At 60.2% G+C, this 16,410-nt stretch carries 11 protein-coding genes and 3 pseudogenes; 4 read left to right on the top strand and 10 right to left on the bottom strand.

Annotated features, from left to right (window positions below):
• Positions 1 to 582: 582 nt before the first annotated feature.
• Positions 583 to 689, top strand: a pseudogene (locus NKI85_RS27725) (manganese catalase family protein); the annotation flags it as partial.
• Between the two features lie 7 nt (positions 690 to 696).
• A pseudogene (locus NKI85_RS27720) lies at positions 697 to 1,315 on the top strand (DUF6088 family protein).
• A 233-nt stretch (positions 1,316 to 1,548) separates the two neighbouring features.
• Here NKI85_RS27720 and NKI85_RS27715 read toward each other — a convergent pair.
• The 7 genes from NKI85_RS27715 to NKI85_RS27685 form a co-directional block, all read right to left on the bottom strand.
• Positions 1,549 to 2,232 (bottom strand): RES family NAD+ phosphorylase, encoded by a 684-nt coding sequence (locus NKI85_RS27715; RefSeq protein WP_352779167.1) that lies wholly within the window; start codon positions 2,230 to 2,232, stop codon positions 1,549 to 1,551.
• A complete protein-coding gene (locus NKI85_RS27710; RefSeq protein ID WP_352527442.1) occupies positions 2,225 to 2,905 on the bottom strand; it encodes a hypothetical protein in 681 nt (226 codons plus the stop codon). Before NKI85_RS27710 ends, NKI85_RS27715 begins: the two co-directional genes overlap by 8 nt.
• Positions 2,906 to 3,131: 226 nt before the next feature.
• Positions 3,132 to 3,323, bottom strand: coding sequence for a hypothetical protein (locus tag NKI85_RS27705; protein ID WP_352779164.1), 192 nt, complete (start codon positions 3,321 to 3,323; stop codon positions 3,132 to 3,134).
• A 363-nt stretch (positions 3,324 to 3,686) separates the two neighbouring features.
• On the bottom strand, positions 3,687 to 5,675 hold the full coding sequence (locus NKI85_RS27700) for a CHASE2 domain-containing protein (protein ID WP_352779161.1): 1,989 nt from the start codon (positions 5,673 to 5,675) through the stop codon (positions 3,687 to 3,689).
• Between the two features lie 15 nt (positions 5,676 to 5,690).
• Complete coding sequence (locus tag NKI85_RS27695) at positions 5,691 to 6,503, bottom strand: FecR family protein (protein WP_352779159.1); 813 nt, start codon at positions 6,501 to 6,503, stop codon at positions 5,691 to 5,693.
• Positions 6,504 to 6,514: 11 nt separating this feature from the next.
• Positions 6,515 to 7,789, bottom strand: a complete 1,275-nt coding sequence (locus NKI85_RS27690; RefSeq protein WP_352779157.1) for a tetratricopeptide repeat protein — start codon at positions 7,787 to 7,789, stop codon at positions 6,515 to 6,517.
• Between the two features lie 490 nt (positions 7,790 to 8,279).
• Positions 8,280 to 9,467: a magnesium transporter gene (locus NKI85_RS27685; protein ID WP_352779155.1), complete on the bottom strand. Its 1,188-nt coding sequence runs from the start codon at positions 9,465 to 9,467 to the stop codon at positions 8,280 to 8,282.
• Between the two features lie 249 nt (positions 9,468 to 9,716).
• Between NKI85_RS27685 and NKI85_RS27680 the strand changes: the two are divergent.
• Positions 9,717 to 10,630 (top strand): annotated as a pseudogene (locus NKI85_RS27680) (sugar phosphate isomerase/epimerase family protein).
• A gap of 304 nt (positions 10,631 to 10,934) precedes the next feature.
• On the opposite strand, the gene NKI85_RS27675 reads toward NKI85_RS27680, so the two are convergent.
• A complete protein-coding gene (locus NKI85_RS27675) occupies positions 10,935 to 11,174 on the bottom strand; it encodes a hypothetical protein (RefSeq protein ID WP_352779153.1) in 240 nt (79 codons plus the stop codon).
• A 72-nt stretch (positions 11,175 to 11,246) separates the two neighbouring features.
• Here NKI85_RS27675 and NKI85_RS27670 point away from each other — a divergent pair, with 72 nt between their 5' ends.
• A complete protein-coding gene (locus NKI85_RS27670; protein ID WP_352779151.1) occupies positions 11,247 to 11,954 on the top strand; it encodes a hypothetical protein in 708 nt (235 codons plus the stop codon).
• 222 nt (positions 11,955 to 12,176) lie between these two features.
• Here the strand turns inward: NKI85_RS27670 and NKI85_RS27665 are convergent, their stop codons facing one another.
• The gene (locus tag NKI85_RS27665; RefSeq protein ID WP_352779149.1) at positions 12,177 to 13,064 is read right to left on the bottom strand and encodes a LysR family transcriptional regulator; all 888 of its coding nucleotides are present in this window, start codon (positions 13,062 to 13,064) and stop codon (positions 12,177 to 12,179) included.
• A 539-nt stretch (positions 13,065 to 13,603) separates the two neighbouring features.
• Positions 13,604 to 15,538: a calcium-binding protein gene (locus tag NKI85_RS27660; protein WP_352779147.1), complete on the bottom strand. Its 1,935-nt coding sequence runs from the start codon at positions 15,536 to 15,538 to the stop codon at positions 13,604 to 13,606.
• Positions 15,539 to 16,410 lie beyond the last annotated feature (872 nt).

Below are 16,410 nucleotides of genomic sequence, written 5' to 3'. Positions count from 1 at the left end.
TAGCCGGCCTGAATTGGTTTGCCCTTGTTTCTCGGGGGCAGCTTGGTTTCCGCGTCCGCAGGAATCGGCTTCGATGGCGATGTTTCAGCACTCAGTCGCTGCTCGCGCAATCGCGCAGTTTTCGCCTGGCGTGCAAGACGCTCGGAGTCGGTCAATGTGCGAGCTGCGATTGTGGAGCGCTCATATCTTTCCTTGTCGATCCGTCGGGTGCCCACGCTTTGCCCTGCCGCTTTTGCTTACCTCGATGGCCCGCGCCTCTCGAAAACGCGGGCCGATCGGGCCTCCGATCTGCCAGCACGTGAGGGAGCACCGCTGCCGGCACCGAACCACCATTGCGGCATTGTGTTCCTCTGCCTCCAAGAAAAAACCGGTAGATGCGAAAGCTGAACGTGAGAGCCCGGTAGCGGCGTCGAGCGGGGGCCTACGCGGGCCAGTCAGGAGCTAGGGACCTGCATATCGCGCCGGCGCCATCGGTTCGGGCCGACCACAATTCGCCTGGCTCATCCACATTCCTTAACGGCGGCCGGAACAATGCGTCCGACTTAAGTTCGGCTGCAGTCACGGTATTAGACCGACAAGAAACTGCGTTCCCGGGCAGGGTGGAGACGCCGAATCCGATCCTTGCCCGCGCGCTGCAGCAGGCCATAAGTGGCGTCGAAGGCGAATGTCAGGAAAAGATGCACTATTTTCTGACACATGAAGACCATCGTTTCATCAGTCCCGGACCGGATTTTGAGGCGCGCCCGGAGCAGCGGACGCGGAGCGTTTCACGCCCAGCGATTTTCTTGACCTGGCGGGACGGTCCGCGATCGATCAGGCGCGCTCGCGCCTCGCCAAGAGCGATAGGTTGCGGCGTCTCGCGCGCGGACTTTACGATTTCCCGAAACTGCAACCAAAGCTTAGGCCCCTTTTCCCAGCGCCCGATGACGTTGCCCAGGCATTGGCCAGGGAGACGGGCTCTCATGTGCAGGTCGCCGGCCCTCGCGCGGCCAATGCGCTCGGTCTGACCAGCCAAGTTCCCGCCCGAGCCTCATATCTCACGGATGGTCCATCCCGTCGCGTGGTGCTCGGAAAACGTATCATCGACCTCCGCCATGCGTCGCCCAAACACCTCATAGCGCCGGGGAGTGCTGTGGGGACTGTCGTTCAGGCGTTGCGCCATCTCGGGCCCTCGCGGGCCGCCGATGTCGTTCAGATCGCGTCGCGCCAACTGTCGCTGAGCGACAAGAAGAGGCTCGTCTCGACCGCCGTACAGGGACCGGCCTGGATGCGTCCGATACTACGCGCAAGTGCCGACACATCATGGGGCGCGTAACGGGGCTTGTTTCAAATCAGGATAGATCGGCCTCTGTTGGACTGTTCCTGGAGGATGAGCAGGGCTGGCAGGATGACTGCCAGTGCCGGTGACGTTATCCCTTGATCGCGGGGCCGATGATCGAATGAACGAAAACGGCGGTGCAGAAAGATTAAGATCACCAGTTGCGGGAGCAGGGCAAGCGACGCGCCGGCCATCACCAGTCCGGTGTTGAGGGCACGTATGTTTCCGCATCAGAAGCCGACGCCTACGATCTTTACGCCGATACGATCGGCGAGCTCGAGCAAATCGGAATAGACCTCGGGATCCCCTGTCAAGTCGAGTGACGCGCCTGACTGTACCAACATCTTTGCCGGAATTCGATCGCCAAATAGCGTCACGGCGAGAGCCCGGTCGTCCTGCCGAGAAATCCAGCAAAGCCCTTGGATATCCGGGCACTGGGCGTGAATAGCTTCGGCCCATATGCGTGTTGCGGGATAGAGGTCCTTCTCGGTGTCTATGATCTGGCTGCGTTTGATGCCGAGTTTTCTAAGCGCCGTGACGCTCAGATCAGCCAGCACCAGATCGCGCCGTGGCGACACTTGCGAATAGACTTGACCCGCCAGTTTCACCTTGTCGTAGGTCTTCAGGCCTGCTGCGAATGGCACATCATGAAAGACAGTTTCCATCGCCGCACAGTCAAAGGTCGTGCCACCGTACAGAGTTGGGATACTTGCCCCATTTGCATTCTTGATCGGGCTGAAGCGGGCGTTGCCTTTGAAGCCTGGATTGAACTGCGCGCCGGCATAGAGATTCAAATGAATGCGATGGATGACTTGGTCCACCAGCCAGGTCGTTCGAGTAATGGTGCCCTGTAAATCGTTCGATGGAACGGGAACTTGAGTCGGCGGTTCCCGTCCTATCTTTGATTTAGCCATGGGGTGCGCCTACCAGCTCATCCTCGGCGGCTGCAAGAACACGCTCGGGGTCTGAGGCGAGCACATCTTGCGGACGTTTGCCTCCAAGAAAGCTATTGACCGATGCAAACCAATAGGCGAGCCCCCAGTCATCCTTTTTCCTGTGCAATACACTCAGAACCTTAGCGAGCGTTTTGACAGGCCGATATCCAGCGGCAGAATCCAGAGCATAGCCAGGAAAATAGTCTACGCCCCGGTGCCGAACTGCGAAGATCCGGCCTTCTTTTTTCCACTTGTTTGGCTGCGCACTTGGGTTGCTTGTGCTGAACCCTGCCATTGTCGCGATTTGGGGAGCGGTCAGCCAATCGCCGCTTTCCAGCACTGCCCCTCTCGCCTCGGCCGTCATCCGCGCTTCTATAAGCATATGCTGCGGGGGCGGTACGTGAGGGACCAGGGCCTCGATTATTGAGCTTATGGCCTCGCGTTGGTGACTCATCAGGATCGTACGAACCAGAGGCGCAATGCTGACGAGCGTGGCCGCGAGGCTGCGCACAGCGGGTTCACTCCCATGCTCGAACGTTAGTGCTATGACCTGCTCCGCACTTAGCCGATCAAGTTGGTCACCAACCTGCTTCGGCGTTCCGGTGATAGCGCCAAATCCCGACAGTTCAATGGTCTCATTGGTAGGTGCCATGATATCCCGCTCCCTGGGTGATGAGCACAGTTACATATATAGCACCATAACCAGTATCATCAAGACCCCTTCTGAGGCCCTGGCTGCAGCTAAGGCGGTGGGGGTATTCGCGTCCAGGCTCGCTGATGAACTGATAGCTTTCAGAACGCGGCTATCTGCTTAGCTCCGTTCTGCGCACCAGCGCGTCCCGATGACAGCCAGGCGAATGCCGGCCGTGCCGCCGACGCTACCCCTTGACCGCCGAGCCGACGATCGAATCCACCAAGAAGCGCTGCAGGAGGACGAAGAGCACCAATGGCGGCAGCACGGCAAGTGTGGCGCCGGCCATCACCAGTCCGGTGTTGAGAGCACCTCGGTTGTAGCTGAGCAGGCGGCTCAGGCTGATAACGATCGGATAGTCCTCTGCAATGCCCTGCAAAACTGTCAGCGGCCACAGATAGCTGTTCCAGTGGTAGACGAAGGCAAACAGCGCATGAGCTGATTGCCCGTACAGCCGAGGCGCTCTCGAAACGCGGCATCGAGCTGCCGGTTTTCGCCTCGCCGACAATTGCCGGCGTCACACTGCACGACACCGACGTCATCTATGGGGTTTATCGCGAGAGAATGCTGGAGGCGCAGAAGAAGCATCTGCCGACCTTCCAGGCGACCATGCGCGGCGAATGACCAACCGGGGGAGGCCACGCAAATCGCCAGGCCTCCACAAGCGGGTAGCCAGTTCTTAGCAGACCCCGCGATCCGCTGGATCCGATCACCGTGTGCTTCGCTTGCAAGATCGGGGGGACTATTTCCGGGACAGCAGCGAACCAGCCACAATGGCAGGGATCCGCGATTGCTCGCCATCTTGGATCCCTTCTTCGCGGCTCATACGTTGGTGAGCGGCTTGCATCTCCGGAACGGTGAAAACCGGCACCTCGCCCTTGAAACCTTGGAGCTCAAAGGCGCCCGCCTGGACGACCGGCATCAATGCTCCTGCCGCAAAGCCGGGACCAAGCACCAGGGGGATGCTCAGCTTTTTGGTCGTCGACTCGAGCCGTGCCGTGCGGTTCACCGGCGAGCCGATCGCAGTGTAATCGAAGCGCCGTTCGGAGCCGAAATTGCCTACCGAGCAGATGCCGGTCTCGATGGCGACGCCGATTTCGATGGAGGGGTGGCCGTCCGCGGTGAAGGCGGTGTCTTCGCGCTTCACCCGCTCGATCAGGGCAAGCCCCGCGTCGAGCGCGCGCTCGCGGTGATCCGGCTGATCAAGCGGCGCATTCCAGAAGGCTAGCACCGCATCGCCCATGAACTTGTCGATGGTGCCGTCGCGCTTGAGGATCTCATCGGTCGCAATGCCGAGGAAATGGTTGACCACCGTTGCGATCTCTTGGGTATCGAGCTGTTCGCTCATCGTCGTGAAGCCGCGTATGTCGCTGAGCAGGATTGTGATCTCGCGCTTCTCACCGGACAGGATTGCTTCGGTGTCCGAGCTTGCGAGGCGCTGCACCACGGAGGGCGACAGATATTGGGAGAACTGCCGTGCCAGGGTGGACCGGCGCTGCTCGCTGCGCCTGTAGAGGACATAGCCTTCGAAGCCGGCTACCAGGATCGTCGCAAGCGCCGGCTGCAGCGGGTCATAGAGTGCGCCCTGCAGGCTGTATTCGACAGCGCCGAACACGAAGGGCGTGACGGCCAGCAGCGCCAGAGCGAGGGCACCAAGCACGACACGCCCGGCGAGCACTCCGGAAAGCCCGATGAAAACGACGGCACCGAGGACAAACCAGAGCCGCTCAAGCGTACGTGCGTGCGTTGGCTCTGCAAGATAGCGCCCGGCAAGCATCTGGCCGATTGCATCGGCGTGGATGTCCGCCCCTGGTCGCGCTGGACGCGTCGGAGTGGGCAGGTACTGCGTCAGTCCCACGGCCGACAGATCGACGATGGCGATGGCGTCCCGCAGCCGCGGATCGCCATGGCCCGAAAGGATAGTGCTGGCAGATATACGCGGCGTATCGGTGCTGGTTTCCCAGAGGCGGATGCTTCCCTGCGGCTCGAGCGGCACAATGGCGCCGGCCATCCTGAGTGCGTCAAACCCGGCGGCATTCATCCGGGCTATGTAGCCGTCCTGTCCGGCATAAAGGCGCAGGAGCTCGAGTGCGAAGGACGGCCACAGCTGCACGCCTTGAGCGGTGTTGCGAAGCCACAGCAGCGGCACATGGCGCAGTTCGCCGTCGGGATCGGGCAAGGTGCGAATTACGCCGAGGCCTGCGGCAGCGTTCGAGAATTCCGCAAGCGAGCCGGTCAGGCCGGTGAAGCCGGGAAGTGTGTCGGGTACTTGCCCGACGATCGACCAGCCGGCCTTGGGCTCTGCTTCTGAAACCGTCGCCTCGTTGCCCAGGCTGACGGCAAGTGCCGTTCGATTTTTCGCCAGTGCCGTTGCCAGGCGCTTGTCTCCGGCGATGCCCTCAGGCGAGGTGTCGGCCTCGGGCAGCACCAGCGCAAGCCCGATCACCGCGGCACCGGATTCGGTGATACCACCGACCAGATCGGCCAAGAGGCCACGGTTCCAAGGCCATCGCCCATGGGCCTTGAGGCTGGCATCGTCTATCGAGACGATCACGACGGGATTGCTCGTGGCCTGGCGCGGGGCCAGAAACTGGTAGAAGTCGTAGGTACGCTCACGCAGGCGCGACAGCGGCCCGTCGAAAGCCAAATGGCAGGCGAGCAGCAGGAGCACGACCACAAGACCGGATATTTTGCGCCTGGCAGCTTGCCGCCAATCGAACAAGGGGCTCATGCCGGTCGGGCGGGTCTACCAGTTGTCTGGATAGCAGCCACCCTCACCCTCACCCTCACACTTATCCACCCCGCCGCCGACAGGTGGCGTTGGGTTGTCGGGGAACTCCATGACCACTCCTGGCAATGCGCCATCGCTGGACTCGCAGACTTTGAGCGAGCCGCCGAGTGCCGACGCACAAATCGCGCTTACGTCCAATCCCGGACCCGGTGCGCCTGGCAGGCCGGTGCCAGCTATCCGGGCGATGCTGTCCAATATCGGGAAGGTGTCGATTCCGCCGTAGCCGGTCAGCAGCTTGCCATCTTCCGATGTGCAGGCGTAGCCCGGGTTTGTGATGACCAGCCTGTGGCCATTCATCGTGCAGGTCATGCGGCCAGCGCGCAGTATGCCGACGGTCTGGCCGGCTGCCACCAGAACTTCGATGATGCCGCCTCTGGCCCCGAGCACCATATGCGGCGTCGCAACCTGCATGACGCCGCCTTTCGAAACCTGGCCGCCATAGAAACGGGCCAGGCCGCTGTTCATCCCGATGTCGATCTTTCCCGATCCGGCGCCTGGATTATAGACGAATTCATCGATCGTCAGGCTGGTGTTCGGACCAATCTTGGCGCTCGATTCATCCCGGAACACCAGCATTCCGAGACCGGTGGGATTGCTGCGCAGCTGATCGCCGAGTTCGACGCCTGAGCCGACGTTCATTGTCGCGCCGTTGTTGCGGACGATGTTAGTCTGGTAGGCCGTCATCGACCCGACCGTTTCAGCGGCGGAAGGTGCCGCAAAGGCAAGGGAGGCGACAAAAATGGCGATCTGACGGTACGGGGTCCTCATCGCGGCCTCTTTCAATTGAGCGTCAATGTGTAGCTCATGAGCATTTCGAACGATTTTCGGTCGCGGCTGGCGATGTCGAAGTTGGTTTCGCGATAGGCGAGATCGACGCTGATCTTCTGCGCCTCGGTGAGCTGGAAATCGCTTTCGGAGGCAATGCGCCAGAAGTCGCTCTTGATGTTTGTGCCGATGCCGACGGACAGATCGGGAGTGTCGCTGTGGCCGGCCGAGAAGGCGACCTGGTGCGACCATGCGAAAAGATCCGGTACGTTCATCAACAGGCCGCCATAGCGGACCTCGCCCATGTAGCTGCGGCCGATTTCGCCAGCTCCGGAGGCGAAGTCATTCGAGCCGACAAAGCGCAGTCCGAGCGCCTGGCCATTGCGGAAGCGGTAGCTGCCGCCTGCCTCATAGAAAACCCTGCTATCGGCGAAAATGCCTTGCGAGGGGCTTAGATCGATGTAGCCGCCACCGGCGAAAAGCGTCGTCTCGACCGTCGGACGCACGAGGAAGCGTCCACTGAGGCCGATGCCGGTTTCGTGGATATCGCTGTCGAAACGATCTGTAACGGTAAACGCGGAAAGCAGCAGGCGCAGCGAATCGATCCCACTGTTGGGCAGCCCCTTGTCCCAGGTAATCGCGGCGTTGCCGTGGATAAAAGTCTTCTCGCTACCCGGAACCGACAGGTCTTCCGTGAAAAAACGCTGTGTCGCCGTCAACGACCCCGAAAGGACGAGAGCGTCGGCACTTGGCGTGCCGAGGTCCCACCGGACAAAGCCTTCCGCCCGCCCATAGGGCGACACAAAGCTGTCGTCGTCCTGCGCCCCGCCCGGCTCAAAATCGGTAAATGCGCTGAACACGCCGCCGGTCAGGGCGAGTTCCCAGGTGACGCCACGCAACGCGCGCTCGATGCGGGCGAGCAGGCGAACAGCTTCCTGCTGCTCACTTGCGGTCAGGCCGCCGACTTCGATGCCGTACTGCACCTGCCGCCGGGCCAATTCATAGGAGCCGACATGATAATACAACCGGCTGGCCGCAAGCCGGGCGCGCGCATCGCGGGGATATTTGATCAGATATTGCTCGATCGAGGAGATCGCCTGATCGTATTGTCCCGCGTTGACGGCAACTGTGACGAATTGGGCGAGCGTTCCATTGTCGGTCGGATTGGCAATACGGGCCGAAAATGCATCGTCATAGGCCGGAAAGAGACCCTGCGCGCCGGCCGGCAATACACCGGTACAAAGCAGCGCTGCGGCGAAGCCGAAGATCGTTGAAAACGAGGATTGCATGCCGAGAACCCACCCCAAGCCCGACTAGTGTAAAGGAGTTAGCACGCTTTGACGAAAAAAGGCGACTGAACTGTCACCAAGCCATCCGAGTCTTAGCAGCTGTTGCAGCTGCGCAACAAGCTATCGGGGCAATGCGTATTTCGGCTACGCTGGTCGGTAAAACATCTTCTCAGCGTTATTGTATATAATTGAAGTATTCTTCACCAGCGGCAACTAACTCAAATCATCACCAGTCGTGGATCGCACAGCCGACAAGATTAATATTGTTTGCGCGATTCTGCGCGTATCTGGTCACAGAATGAGCGATCAAGGTCACCCACGGCTCATCCAAAGGTCTTCCGTGGCACCGCGCAAGCGATCGGAGAGCTGCCGCCAGGTGCTTCTGACGACGCGTACGCGATGCGGCACGGCTCTTGCCATTTCGTTGAACGCGACGTGCTCAGCCTATAGGAACCCATCTCCCCGGGGACGCGTCGGCGGACGCGCCTTGCTACAGCACGAGCATGGTGGCCAGCCCCAGCATCAGGCCCATGCCTACAATATCGGTCACGGTGGTGAGGAAGATCGCCGAAGCGACCGCCGGATCGGCGCCGACCCGGCGCAGGCCCAGCGGGATCAGCACGCCGGAGATTCCGGACATGAGGCAGGATCCGGACATGGCGAGCAGGATCACAAATGCCAGCATGGGCGCCTGGGGTGCCGACTCCGGCTGCCGCGAGGCGTAGAACCACATCGCCGCAGCCGCAACAAGGCCGACGAGCACGCCGTTGGCGATCCCGAGCGCGCCCTCCCGCATCACCAGGTGCAGCTTCGGTCGTTTGTCCACATCCCCCAGGGCAAGGCCACGCAGCGTCATAGCCAGTGCCTGGCAGCCGGTGTTTCCGCTCTGCCCGGCCAAGACCGGGAGGAACGCCGCCAAGGCGACGATCTTCTCGATCGTGCCTGTGAATGAACTGACCACGAAAGCGGCCATGAAGGCCGTTAGCAGGTTGAGCTGCAGCCACGGATGACGCTTCAAGAAGGCTGAAAACAGCGGCGTAAAAGCACGCTCCTCCTTCTGCACACCCACCATCTGGCCAGGCTGGGCAGAAATCTCAATGATTTGCTGCTCGAACAAGCGCCAGCCGCGAACCTGCCCGAGCAGCCGGTTCTCCGCGTCCACCACGGGATAGACAGGGTAGTGACGGCGTACCGCCGCCTTGCAGGCGTCGCTCAAGGACAGACCGACGTTAAGGGCGAACGGCTTTGGCAGCATGATCTGATCCACCGTCGCGTCCGGTTCGCTCAGCATCAGATCGCGCAGGACCACCAGGCCAACCAATTTGTCGCCCACGTCCGTGACGTAGAGGTAGGTGAGCTCGGTCGGCACCTGGGCGCGTCTGACGGCCTCCACTGCGGCGGCTACCGTCGTCCCCACAGGAACGCTGGCGGGAATCGGGTCCATCAGCTCGACGAGCGAATCGGGGATCACGAAATCCTTGCCATCGCGATGAGGCTCGACAGGTCTCATATGCGGTGGCAAATGCTCGGCCACCTTGCGGGCGTGCCCATCCGGCAACAACTTTAGTGCGTCCCGGATGAACTCGGGAGACTCTCGGCCAAGCAATTCAGCCGCGTCATCAGGTGCTCGAGCACGCAGCGTGCGCACCAACTTCTGAACGTCGTTCTCTTCTTTCATCTGCCGCCCGCCCCCAATTGAAAGTGACATAATATGTTAAGTATCGGATCGCACCAGTGCGGAAATACAACAGCTTCCTCCGGCCCCAGCAGTCCGCTTTATGGTTCTCGAAGTTATTGCGGCCCATTATGAGTTGATGTACGCCGACTGACAGCAGCGGTGACCCCGCAGACGCCATCTCACCTGGGGTGATCCGGATCGGCCCGGAATTCCCGCCGAAACTCCTACGGGCCGTCCTCGGAAATGCATATGAGCAACATCATCGCAGCAGGCTTCAATTCAATCTCTGCCAATGGCGGGTTGGAGAGCCTTGCAGCGGACTTTCGCAGCTTTGCCGATATGGGCGTCGAAGCCGTCGAACTGGGACTGACGACCCTCGACCTGATAGCGGGTGGCCGTGTCATCCCTGAGAGGGCCGACAGGCTTGTCGCACTGACCAGCCAATTCGATTTCCGCTATACGGTTCACGGCGTCGCCTCATCGAACCTCATGGATCCGGCGGTCTGCCGCTACCAGATTGATGCGGCCAAGGCCTTGGTCGAACTCTGCGATCGGATCGATGCACGCGTCCTTGTCCAGCATAGCGGGCATTTCGCGCCGACCAGAGTCTCGAACGAGCCGGTGCCGAGGAACGCGAACGCGAACGGTTGTTCGAACTTGCCGAGTTCTGCAAGGCCTATGGTGTGCGCATCGCCTTCGAGAACCTCTTCGCCATGGAACCGGGTCAGTGCCGGCAGACCCCGGCCGAGGTGGCGCAGACGGGGAAGGCGGTCGGCCATCCCAACCTGGTGGCGCTCATCGATTTCAGCCACGCTTATATTGAATCCATCCATCGCGGCCTGAATTTCCGCGAGCAGCTGCGGGCAATGGCGCCGGTGGCGGGGCACCTGCATGTCCATGACTCCTTCGGGCGCCCGCAGGGCTTCCACAGGACCTACCTCCCGCAGGAGGACGCAGCGCTGGGTATAGGCGACCTGCACCTGCCTGTCGGCTGGGGCGATATCAACTCGGAAGACATCTTTGGCGAGTTGGTCTTCTTGCCCGGGACCGTCCTCATCATGGACATCGGACCCCGCTATCGCCATGAGCAGCCCAATCGCCTGGCCCGGGCAAAAAACCTCGTCACCCTGAACAATCGCGCTGAACGCGGCGCGGCGGAGTAACGGCGGCGTATCCGCGGCTGCGGTGCTGCCAATTTTGTTGGCAGTGAGCCGTTCCGCATTAGCAAGATCGACGACCGTAACGAGTCTTGTCGGTCCTGTTTTGGATGAGATTGTAAGAAGAGTGCGCCTGCCGGTCTCCGATCCGACGGCCAGCATGTCTGTGGCGAACGAGCGCGGGCAGGGCCGGAGGCGTGCCAATCACCTACCCGTTGGCCAGCCGGGCCGTCGGCTGATTTCTGCTCCTTGTGATCGCATGCGTGCTCGCCAACTCGGTACCTTGGCGGCGTCCGACAGCTCGCTCTGACTATTCCCCTTCCTTCGAACTTATCTTGATTCCGCGCCGTTCCGCGTACTCGATCAATGCGAGTTCTATCACCGAGGTGATAGAACGCCGCTCCGCATCGGCAAGCTGTTGCGCCAAGGCCAACACCGGCGGATCAAGGCGGGTGGTGAACGGCTTTTTTGTCATTTTTCGCTCTGCGGCTTGATATTCAGTTTTAAAAGGCGCATAGATATGCACGTGCACCGCACTTGCATCGCACATGCGGCGGCTGGCCAGAGTGCGCCAACACTCTAGTCAGCCTGACCACAACCCAAGCTGATTGGAGTTCGGATCATGGCTGATTCCGACAATACCACGACTCTGCCTTACGTCACCCGGAGGCGAGTGCTTGCGGGAACAGTCGCGGCCACCACCGCGCGGACGCTCGAAGGCAACGCGACCGGAAGCGGCGCCGGAAGTACGAATGTGCGTTCTGATCCTGCACTGGCGCTTTGGCGGGAATGGGAGAAAGCCCACAAACAGACAGAGCGGCTTTGCGGCAGGCAGCAGCGCCTGGAGACGAGGCTTGTCCAGAGCGTCGGTTTTCCTTGCGTGACCGTCCGCCTGGGCGAGGGTGAGCAGGTGACGGTCCATTCGATCGAGATGCTCAACGAAGTGCTCGGCAAAGCGCCCGATATGGCGGCTCTCCGCGACAAGGCCGAAGCCCAATTCGCGGCGCATCAGGCACGCTGGGATGAGGCTGCGGACGAAATCGGCTACACCGGAACGCTCAGGGCCGAGCGCGAGGCCGGCGACCGGGCGGAGGAGCTGCTGGAAGCGTTCTCAAGGATGCCTGCCACGACTCTCGCTGGCGTGGCGGGCAAGCTCGATGCCGTGTTGCGCGAAGGCGAGGCATGGGAGGAATGCTCCGAGTTTCCCTGGCCGCAAGTCCGCTCAGCGCTCAGCGACCTGGTGCGCATCGCCGAAGGCTTTGGTGCGGACCGAGTTCGGCGGCGAAAGACCTGTCATGACCAAGCTGAAACTGTCCGTCATTCCCGATGAACCGGCTAGTTTAGGTCACGATCGAACCGCCTGGCGGCGGTCTTCGCGATCTGGCCAACTATGCGAATTGCTCGGCCGCGAGACCAGACAGATGGTCGGCGATCCGGCAAAACTGAAGCGCCAATGCTGACCTGGTTCATAAAAAAGGGGTAGAACGCTTGCCAGAGCCCGTCGAAGTCTGAGGCCGGAGTCACTATTCGGTCCATTCCGGTCGAACGGCGGTCAGGACGAATACCGATCGCGCAGGAACGCGATGAAGATCGGCAGGGCAGGATTGGCGTTGTCCGGGCGCCAACGGACAAAATTGCACATCTGGACAGGCTTGCCTCCGATCCGCAGCTTACGGCAGACGGCACCTTCGGGAACACTGCTGGCATCTCCCTCGTGGATCAGAGCGACTCCCAGACCGTTTCCGACAAGGCGCAGAAGGATGCCCGCACTGACGTAATGTTCGACGATCGTGGGGAGCTGCGCACCGTTCCCAACAGCGTCGCCGAGCAGGGATGCTTCGCCCCTGCGCACCAGTAACGTCTCGTGGCCTAGCTCCGACCACTCGATCACGGAATTGCTTGCGAGAGGATGATTTGAAGCAACAACGACGGCTAGGGTATCGTTCCACAATCTCAGTTCGAACGCGCCGCCAGCAGATCGGGAGGAGGAAGTGACGGTGACGTCGACCTCCGCCCCACCGAGAGCGCCTCCAGGTTCAGGGTGAGATCCCTCGATCAAGCTGGTGGTGACGTTTGGATAGCGTTGCCCGAACTCGATGATTGCATCCAACGCACGTCCCGCCAGGATGAGTCCGTTGGAGCGGATGGAAAGCCTTTGTTGTTCATCCTGGATGCCGGTCCTTGCCAGCGTGAGAGTATTGTCCAGTTCGAGCAGCACGGAGCGTAGACGCTCCAGGAAACGCTCGCCGGCCGGGGTCGGGCCAACGCCGCGAGCATGGCGATGAAATATCCTCGTCCCCATCGCGTATTCGAGATCGCGTATGCGCCTGCTGAGCGCGGTGTGATCGATCCCAGCGCGCCGCGCCGCTCGCAGAAAGCTGCCCTCCTCGGCGACTACGAGCGCATAATTGAGGGTCGCGAGTTGAATGGAGTTCCGCATCTCTGCTCGACGTCTAGGTAGCGACAAATCGCAGACGTTTTGAGCGCTTTTGGCGACCGCGGGCTATCACCAAATCTCAGTATTGACACTAGCTCAGGCCATCCACGCCACTTTTGTGAAGGATAACAACGGACGTCAGAAAAACCTCTCGTCGATCACCGGAACGACCGCGGAATGTTCATCGGGGAAGACGAACTCGAATGTCGTTGGGGTTGCGCGTTGTCCCGAGGAGAACCGTGAGCCCTGTGTGGCTCTCATGGTCGGCCACGGCGGCTCGGTGCGGGTGGGTTCCGATAGTAGGGAGGGCTCGCACGAGCCGATCACGATGAGCTCGGATGGCAGCCTACTCGCACCGATTATCCCCGAGGACGCTCACCAAGTGATACCACTCCGTTTCTCGCTCACCCTATGGAGGGCACGCCCGCTAGCTTCAGGGGGAGAGCACCAGCCAAAACTGGCATTCCGCTTGGAAATCCGGTGCTTGAACAAAGATAAAGCGGCGGACCGTCTCGAATTGAAGGTCCGCCGTTCCGGGTCGTTCAGATCACAAGGAACGAACCTGCTGCAAGCGACAGACCTGGAGAGAGAGTGGCGAACTGTATTTGAGCTGCGCCGCCGATCCCGTCGCTGTCGAAAGAGAGCGCTCCGGTTGAACTGTTGTAGATGATATGGTCGGAGCTATCATGCGCGGCCGTGCCGGCAAAGAAAGCATCGGATGAAAGGCCACCCAACTTAAGCCCGGCAAAAACGGCGTCGTCGAGCTGGATCTTGTCCTGGAGCTTGTTGAAGTCGGTGATCTTGTCGATATTGCCGCCTCCAAGAGCGCTGTTGAATACGAAAGCATCATTGCCTCCGTTACCGGTCAAGATGTCGGCGCCTCGTCCGCCATTGATAACATTGGCACCGGCGTTGCCCTGGATGGTCTGGGTAAACTCATTGCCGGTGAGGTTGATTGCCGACGTACCCGAGGGGTTCGTGGTGGCGAGACGTTCGATGTAGGAGCCGGCTGCAAGGGCATAGCTCACCGAGGCAAGCACCTTGTCGGAGCCGCCGCCCACCGCCTCGATCACCTTGTCGCCGGCATTGTCGACATAGTAGTTGTCGTTGCCGCCATAGCCGACCATCGTATCGGCGCCGCCGCGGCCGCTGATGATGTTGTCGCCGGCATTGCCCTGGATGGTCTGGCCGAATTCATTGCCGGTGAGGTTGATTGCCGTCGTCCCAGACGGGTTGTTGGTGGCGAGAATCTCAATCTCCGAGCCTGCTGAAAGCGCATGGCTCACCGAAGTGACGACCCTGTCGGCGCCGCCGCCCACCGCCTCAAACACCCTATCGCCGGCGTTGTCGACATAATAGGTGTCATTACCGGCGTAGCCGGCCATCTTGTCGGCGCCGCTGCCGCCGTTGATGACATTGGCGCCGGCGTTACCCTGGATGTGCTGGGCGAACTCATTGCCGGTCAGGTTGATCGCCGTGGTCCCGGACTGATTGCTGGTGGCGAGAAGCTCGATCTCGGAGCCGGCCGCAAGGGCATGACTTACGGAGGCAAGTGCTTTGTCTGTACCGCCGCCCGCCGCCTCAATCTCCTTGTCGCGGACATCCTCGACATAATAGGTGTCATTGCCGCCATAGCCGATCATCGTATGACCACCGGCTCCGTGGAATACATCGTCGCCGCTGGTGCCATACAAGGTGTCGCTTGTGTCGGCGGGAGGAGGGGCAGTCCCAGTATCGATCAGGTTGTGTTCCCGGAAAAAGGCTTGCAGTTCCGGCGAGCTTTCAAGCGCGGTGTCGCCGTTCTGCGTTCCCCACTTGTAGGTATAGTCGAAGGCGGGTGACGGAACCAGCTTGGCCCAATGATCCATCATGATTTGCATCTGTTCGGGGGTGGGCATGACCTGTCTGCCGCCGTCGGAGGTCTCCCAATTACCGCCGCCAAAGGCCTGGAGGACCGGAACGATGTTGCTGATCGGGATGCCCGACTTCACCGCTGCAGCCACGGCTCGGTCGATCATGTCGTAGTCGACCGTGTCCGTTCCCGTGCGTACCGGATAGGGGTCTAATCCGAAATAATCGATATGCGTGTTGGCGGGATTGTAGGTGTTGGTAAAATCCGGATTGGTGGGGGATCCCATGTTCATCATGGTGATGAAGGTCTTGGCGCCTGGAAAATGCTCATGGATCCAGTCGGATTCCGCCTTCAGGTTCTCAGCGGTTGCGTAGGTGCCCCACCTGCCCGTGGGATCGGGCTCGTCAACCAGATAGAATCCGAACACGTTCGGATTGCCAAGGAAGGGGGTCATTTTCTCGATGAAGGATGCGGTTACGCCCTCGTGCTCATTGAGGTACACCAGGCCTTTCATGCCATCCGGCAACGCGTTGACCAGCGAAACATATTGAACGTCAGCCAGATTGAAGCCGGCGGTTGCAATTTCGGTGGGGGAGCCACCCGAGGTGTAGTGCAGAGTCGCCATCCATAATCCCTCATTTTGATTCGATAGCGCCCCGCGGATGTCTGCCTACTAGAAGGTGTATATTAGCGCCAAATCACATACCTGCAGGCTCTGATAGAATGGTTGATCGGTGGCAGGATTGTCGGATGGCATCCAAAAAAGATGCGCCAGAAATACTTACTGAAAGGCGGATCAACAATTGATTTCTAGAAATTGCTTCGACGTGTCTGGATCAGCTCATCCATATCGGATCTTTGTGAGTGGTACAAATCAAAGTTTTTATTTGCGGAAAACCCACGTTATGACGATAGTGCAAGGCGCTAAGGTCAAAATGTAGTATGCGAGTGGATTGTGGCGGATTCGGGGGACGTTAAGCTGAGGTTGTAGCCAAGCCATGCTCTCTGTGGACGAGACCAATTTGTTGTGGACAGATGTGAGCAGGTACTCACTGAACAGCTGAAATAAATCCCTAAATGAGATTGCCGACACTGGAGATGGTCAGTTTTGGCTGTCTGCCGCTCCCCGGGAAAGCAGCTTTCTGTCAGAAAAGTTATGATTGAGTGGCGACTTCCATCTGCCCCTACGTGACGACTGGGAGTGCATTAGGACGCTGGGATGCGGCTACCGAGGGACCGGTTTGCCGTCCAGTGATGTGGTGCCCCACCGAGCCAATCTTGATGTCGAGATGGATGAGTCCGCCCGGATGCTCCCGTTCATAGCGGCGCACGGGTTCCGGCTCAAGGCACTCAGCCTTTTTCAAAGCCCAACGGGCGCAGAACACGGCTGATAGGTAAGCGCGAATTTCCCCGCACCTTTTGCTGTTGAGTGCTCTGATGCACAAGGTGTCCACCGAAATAGGTGGACACCAAGTGATCGAAGAAGATGAGCAGAAA

It is taken from the genome of Mesorhizobium sp. M0571 (genome assembly GCF_040320985.1).
In the GTDB taxonomy this organism is placed as follows: Bacteria; Pseudomonadota; Alphaproteobacteria; order Rhizobiales; family Rhizobiaceae; genus Mesorhizobium.
The sequence above is the reverse complement of the archived record's forward strand: the minus strand, read 5'-3'. Positions and strand labels throughout refer to the sequence as shown.

Coding starts and splice junctions, on each gene's coding strand:
- NKI85_RS27715 (WP_352779167.1), bottom strand. CDS start 2,232: ATGGCTAAATCAAAGATAGGACGGGAACCGCCGACTCAAGTTCCCGTT.
- NKI85_RS27710 (WP_352527442.1), bottom strand. CDS start 2,905: ATGGCACCTACCAATGAGACCATTGAACTGTCGGGATTTGGCGCTATC.
- NKI85_RS27700 (WP_352779161.1), bottom strand. CDS start 5,675: ATGAGCCCCTTGTTCGATTGGCGGCAAGCTGCCAGGCGCAAAATATCC.
- NKI85_RS27695 (WP_352779159.1), bottom strand. CDS start 6,503: ATGAGGACCCCGTACCGTCAGATCGCCATTTTTGTCGCCTCCCTTGCC.
- NKI85_RS27690 (WP_352779157.1), bottom strand. CDS start 7,789: ATGCAATCCTCGTTTTCAACGATCTTCGGCTTCGCCGCAGCGCTGCTT.
- NKI85_RS27685 (WP_352779155.1), bottom strand. CDS start 9,467: ATGAAAGAAGAGAACGACGTTCAGAAGTTGGTGCGCACGCTGCGTGCT.
- NKI85_RS27675 (WP_352779153.1), bottom strand. CDS start 11,174: ATGTGCGATGCAAGTGCGGTGCACGTGCATATCTATGCGCCTTTTAAA.
- NKI85_RS27670 (WP_352779151.1), top strand. CDS start 11,247: ATGGCTGATTCCGACAATACCACGACTCTGCCTTACGTCACCCGGAGG.
- NKI85_RS27665 (WP_352779149.1), bottom strand. CDS start 13,064: ATGCGGAACTCCATTCAACTCGCGACCCTCAATTATGCGCTCGTAGTC.
- NKI85_RS27660 (WP_352779147.1), bottom strand. CDS start 15,538: ATGGCGACTCTGCACTACACCTCGGGTGGCTCCCCCACCGAAATTGCA.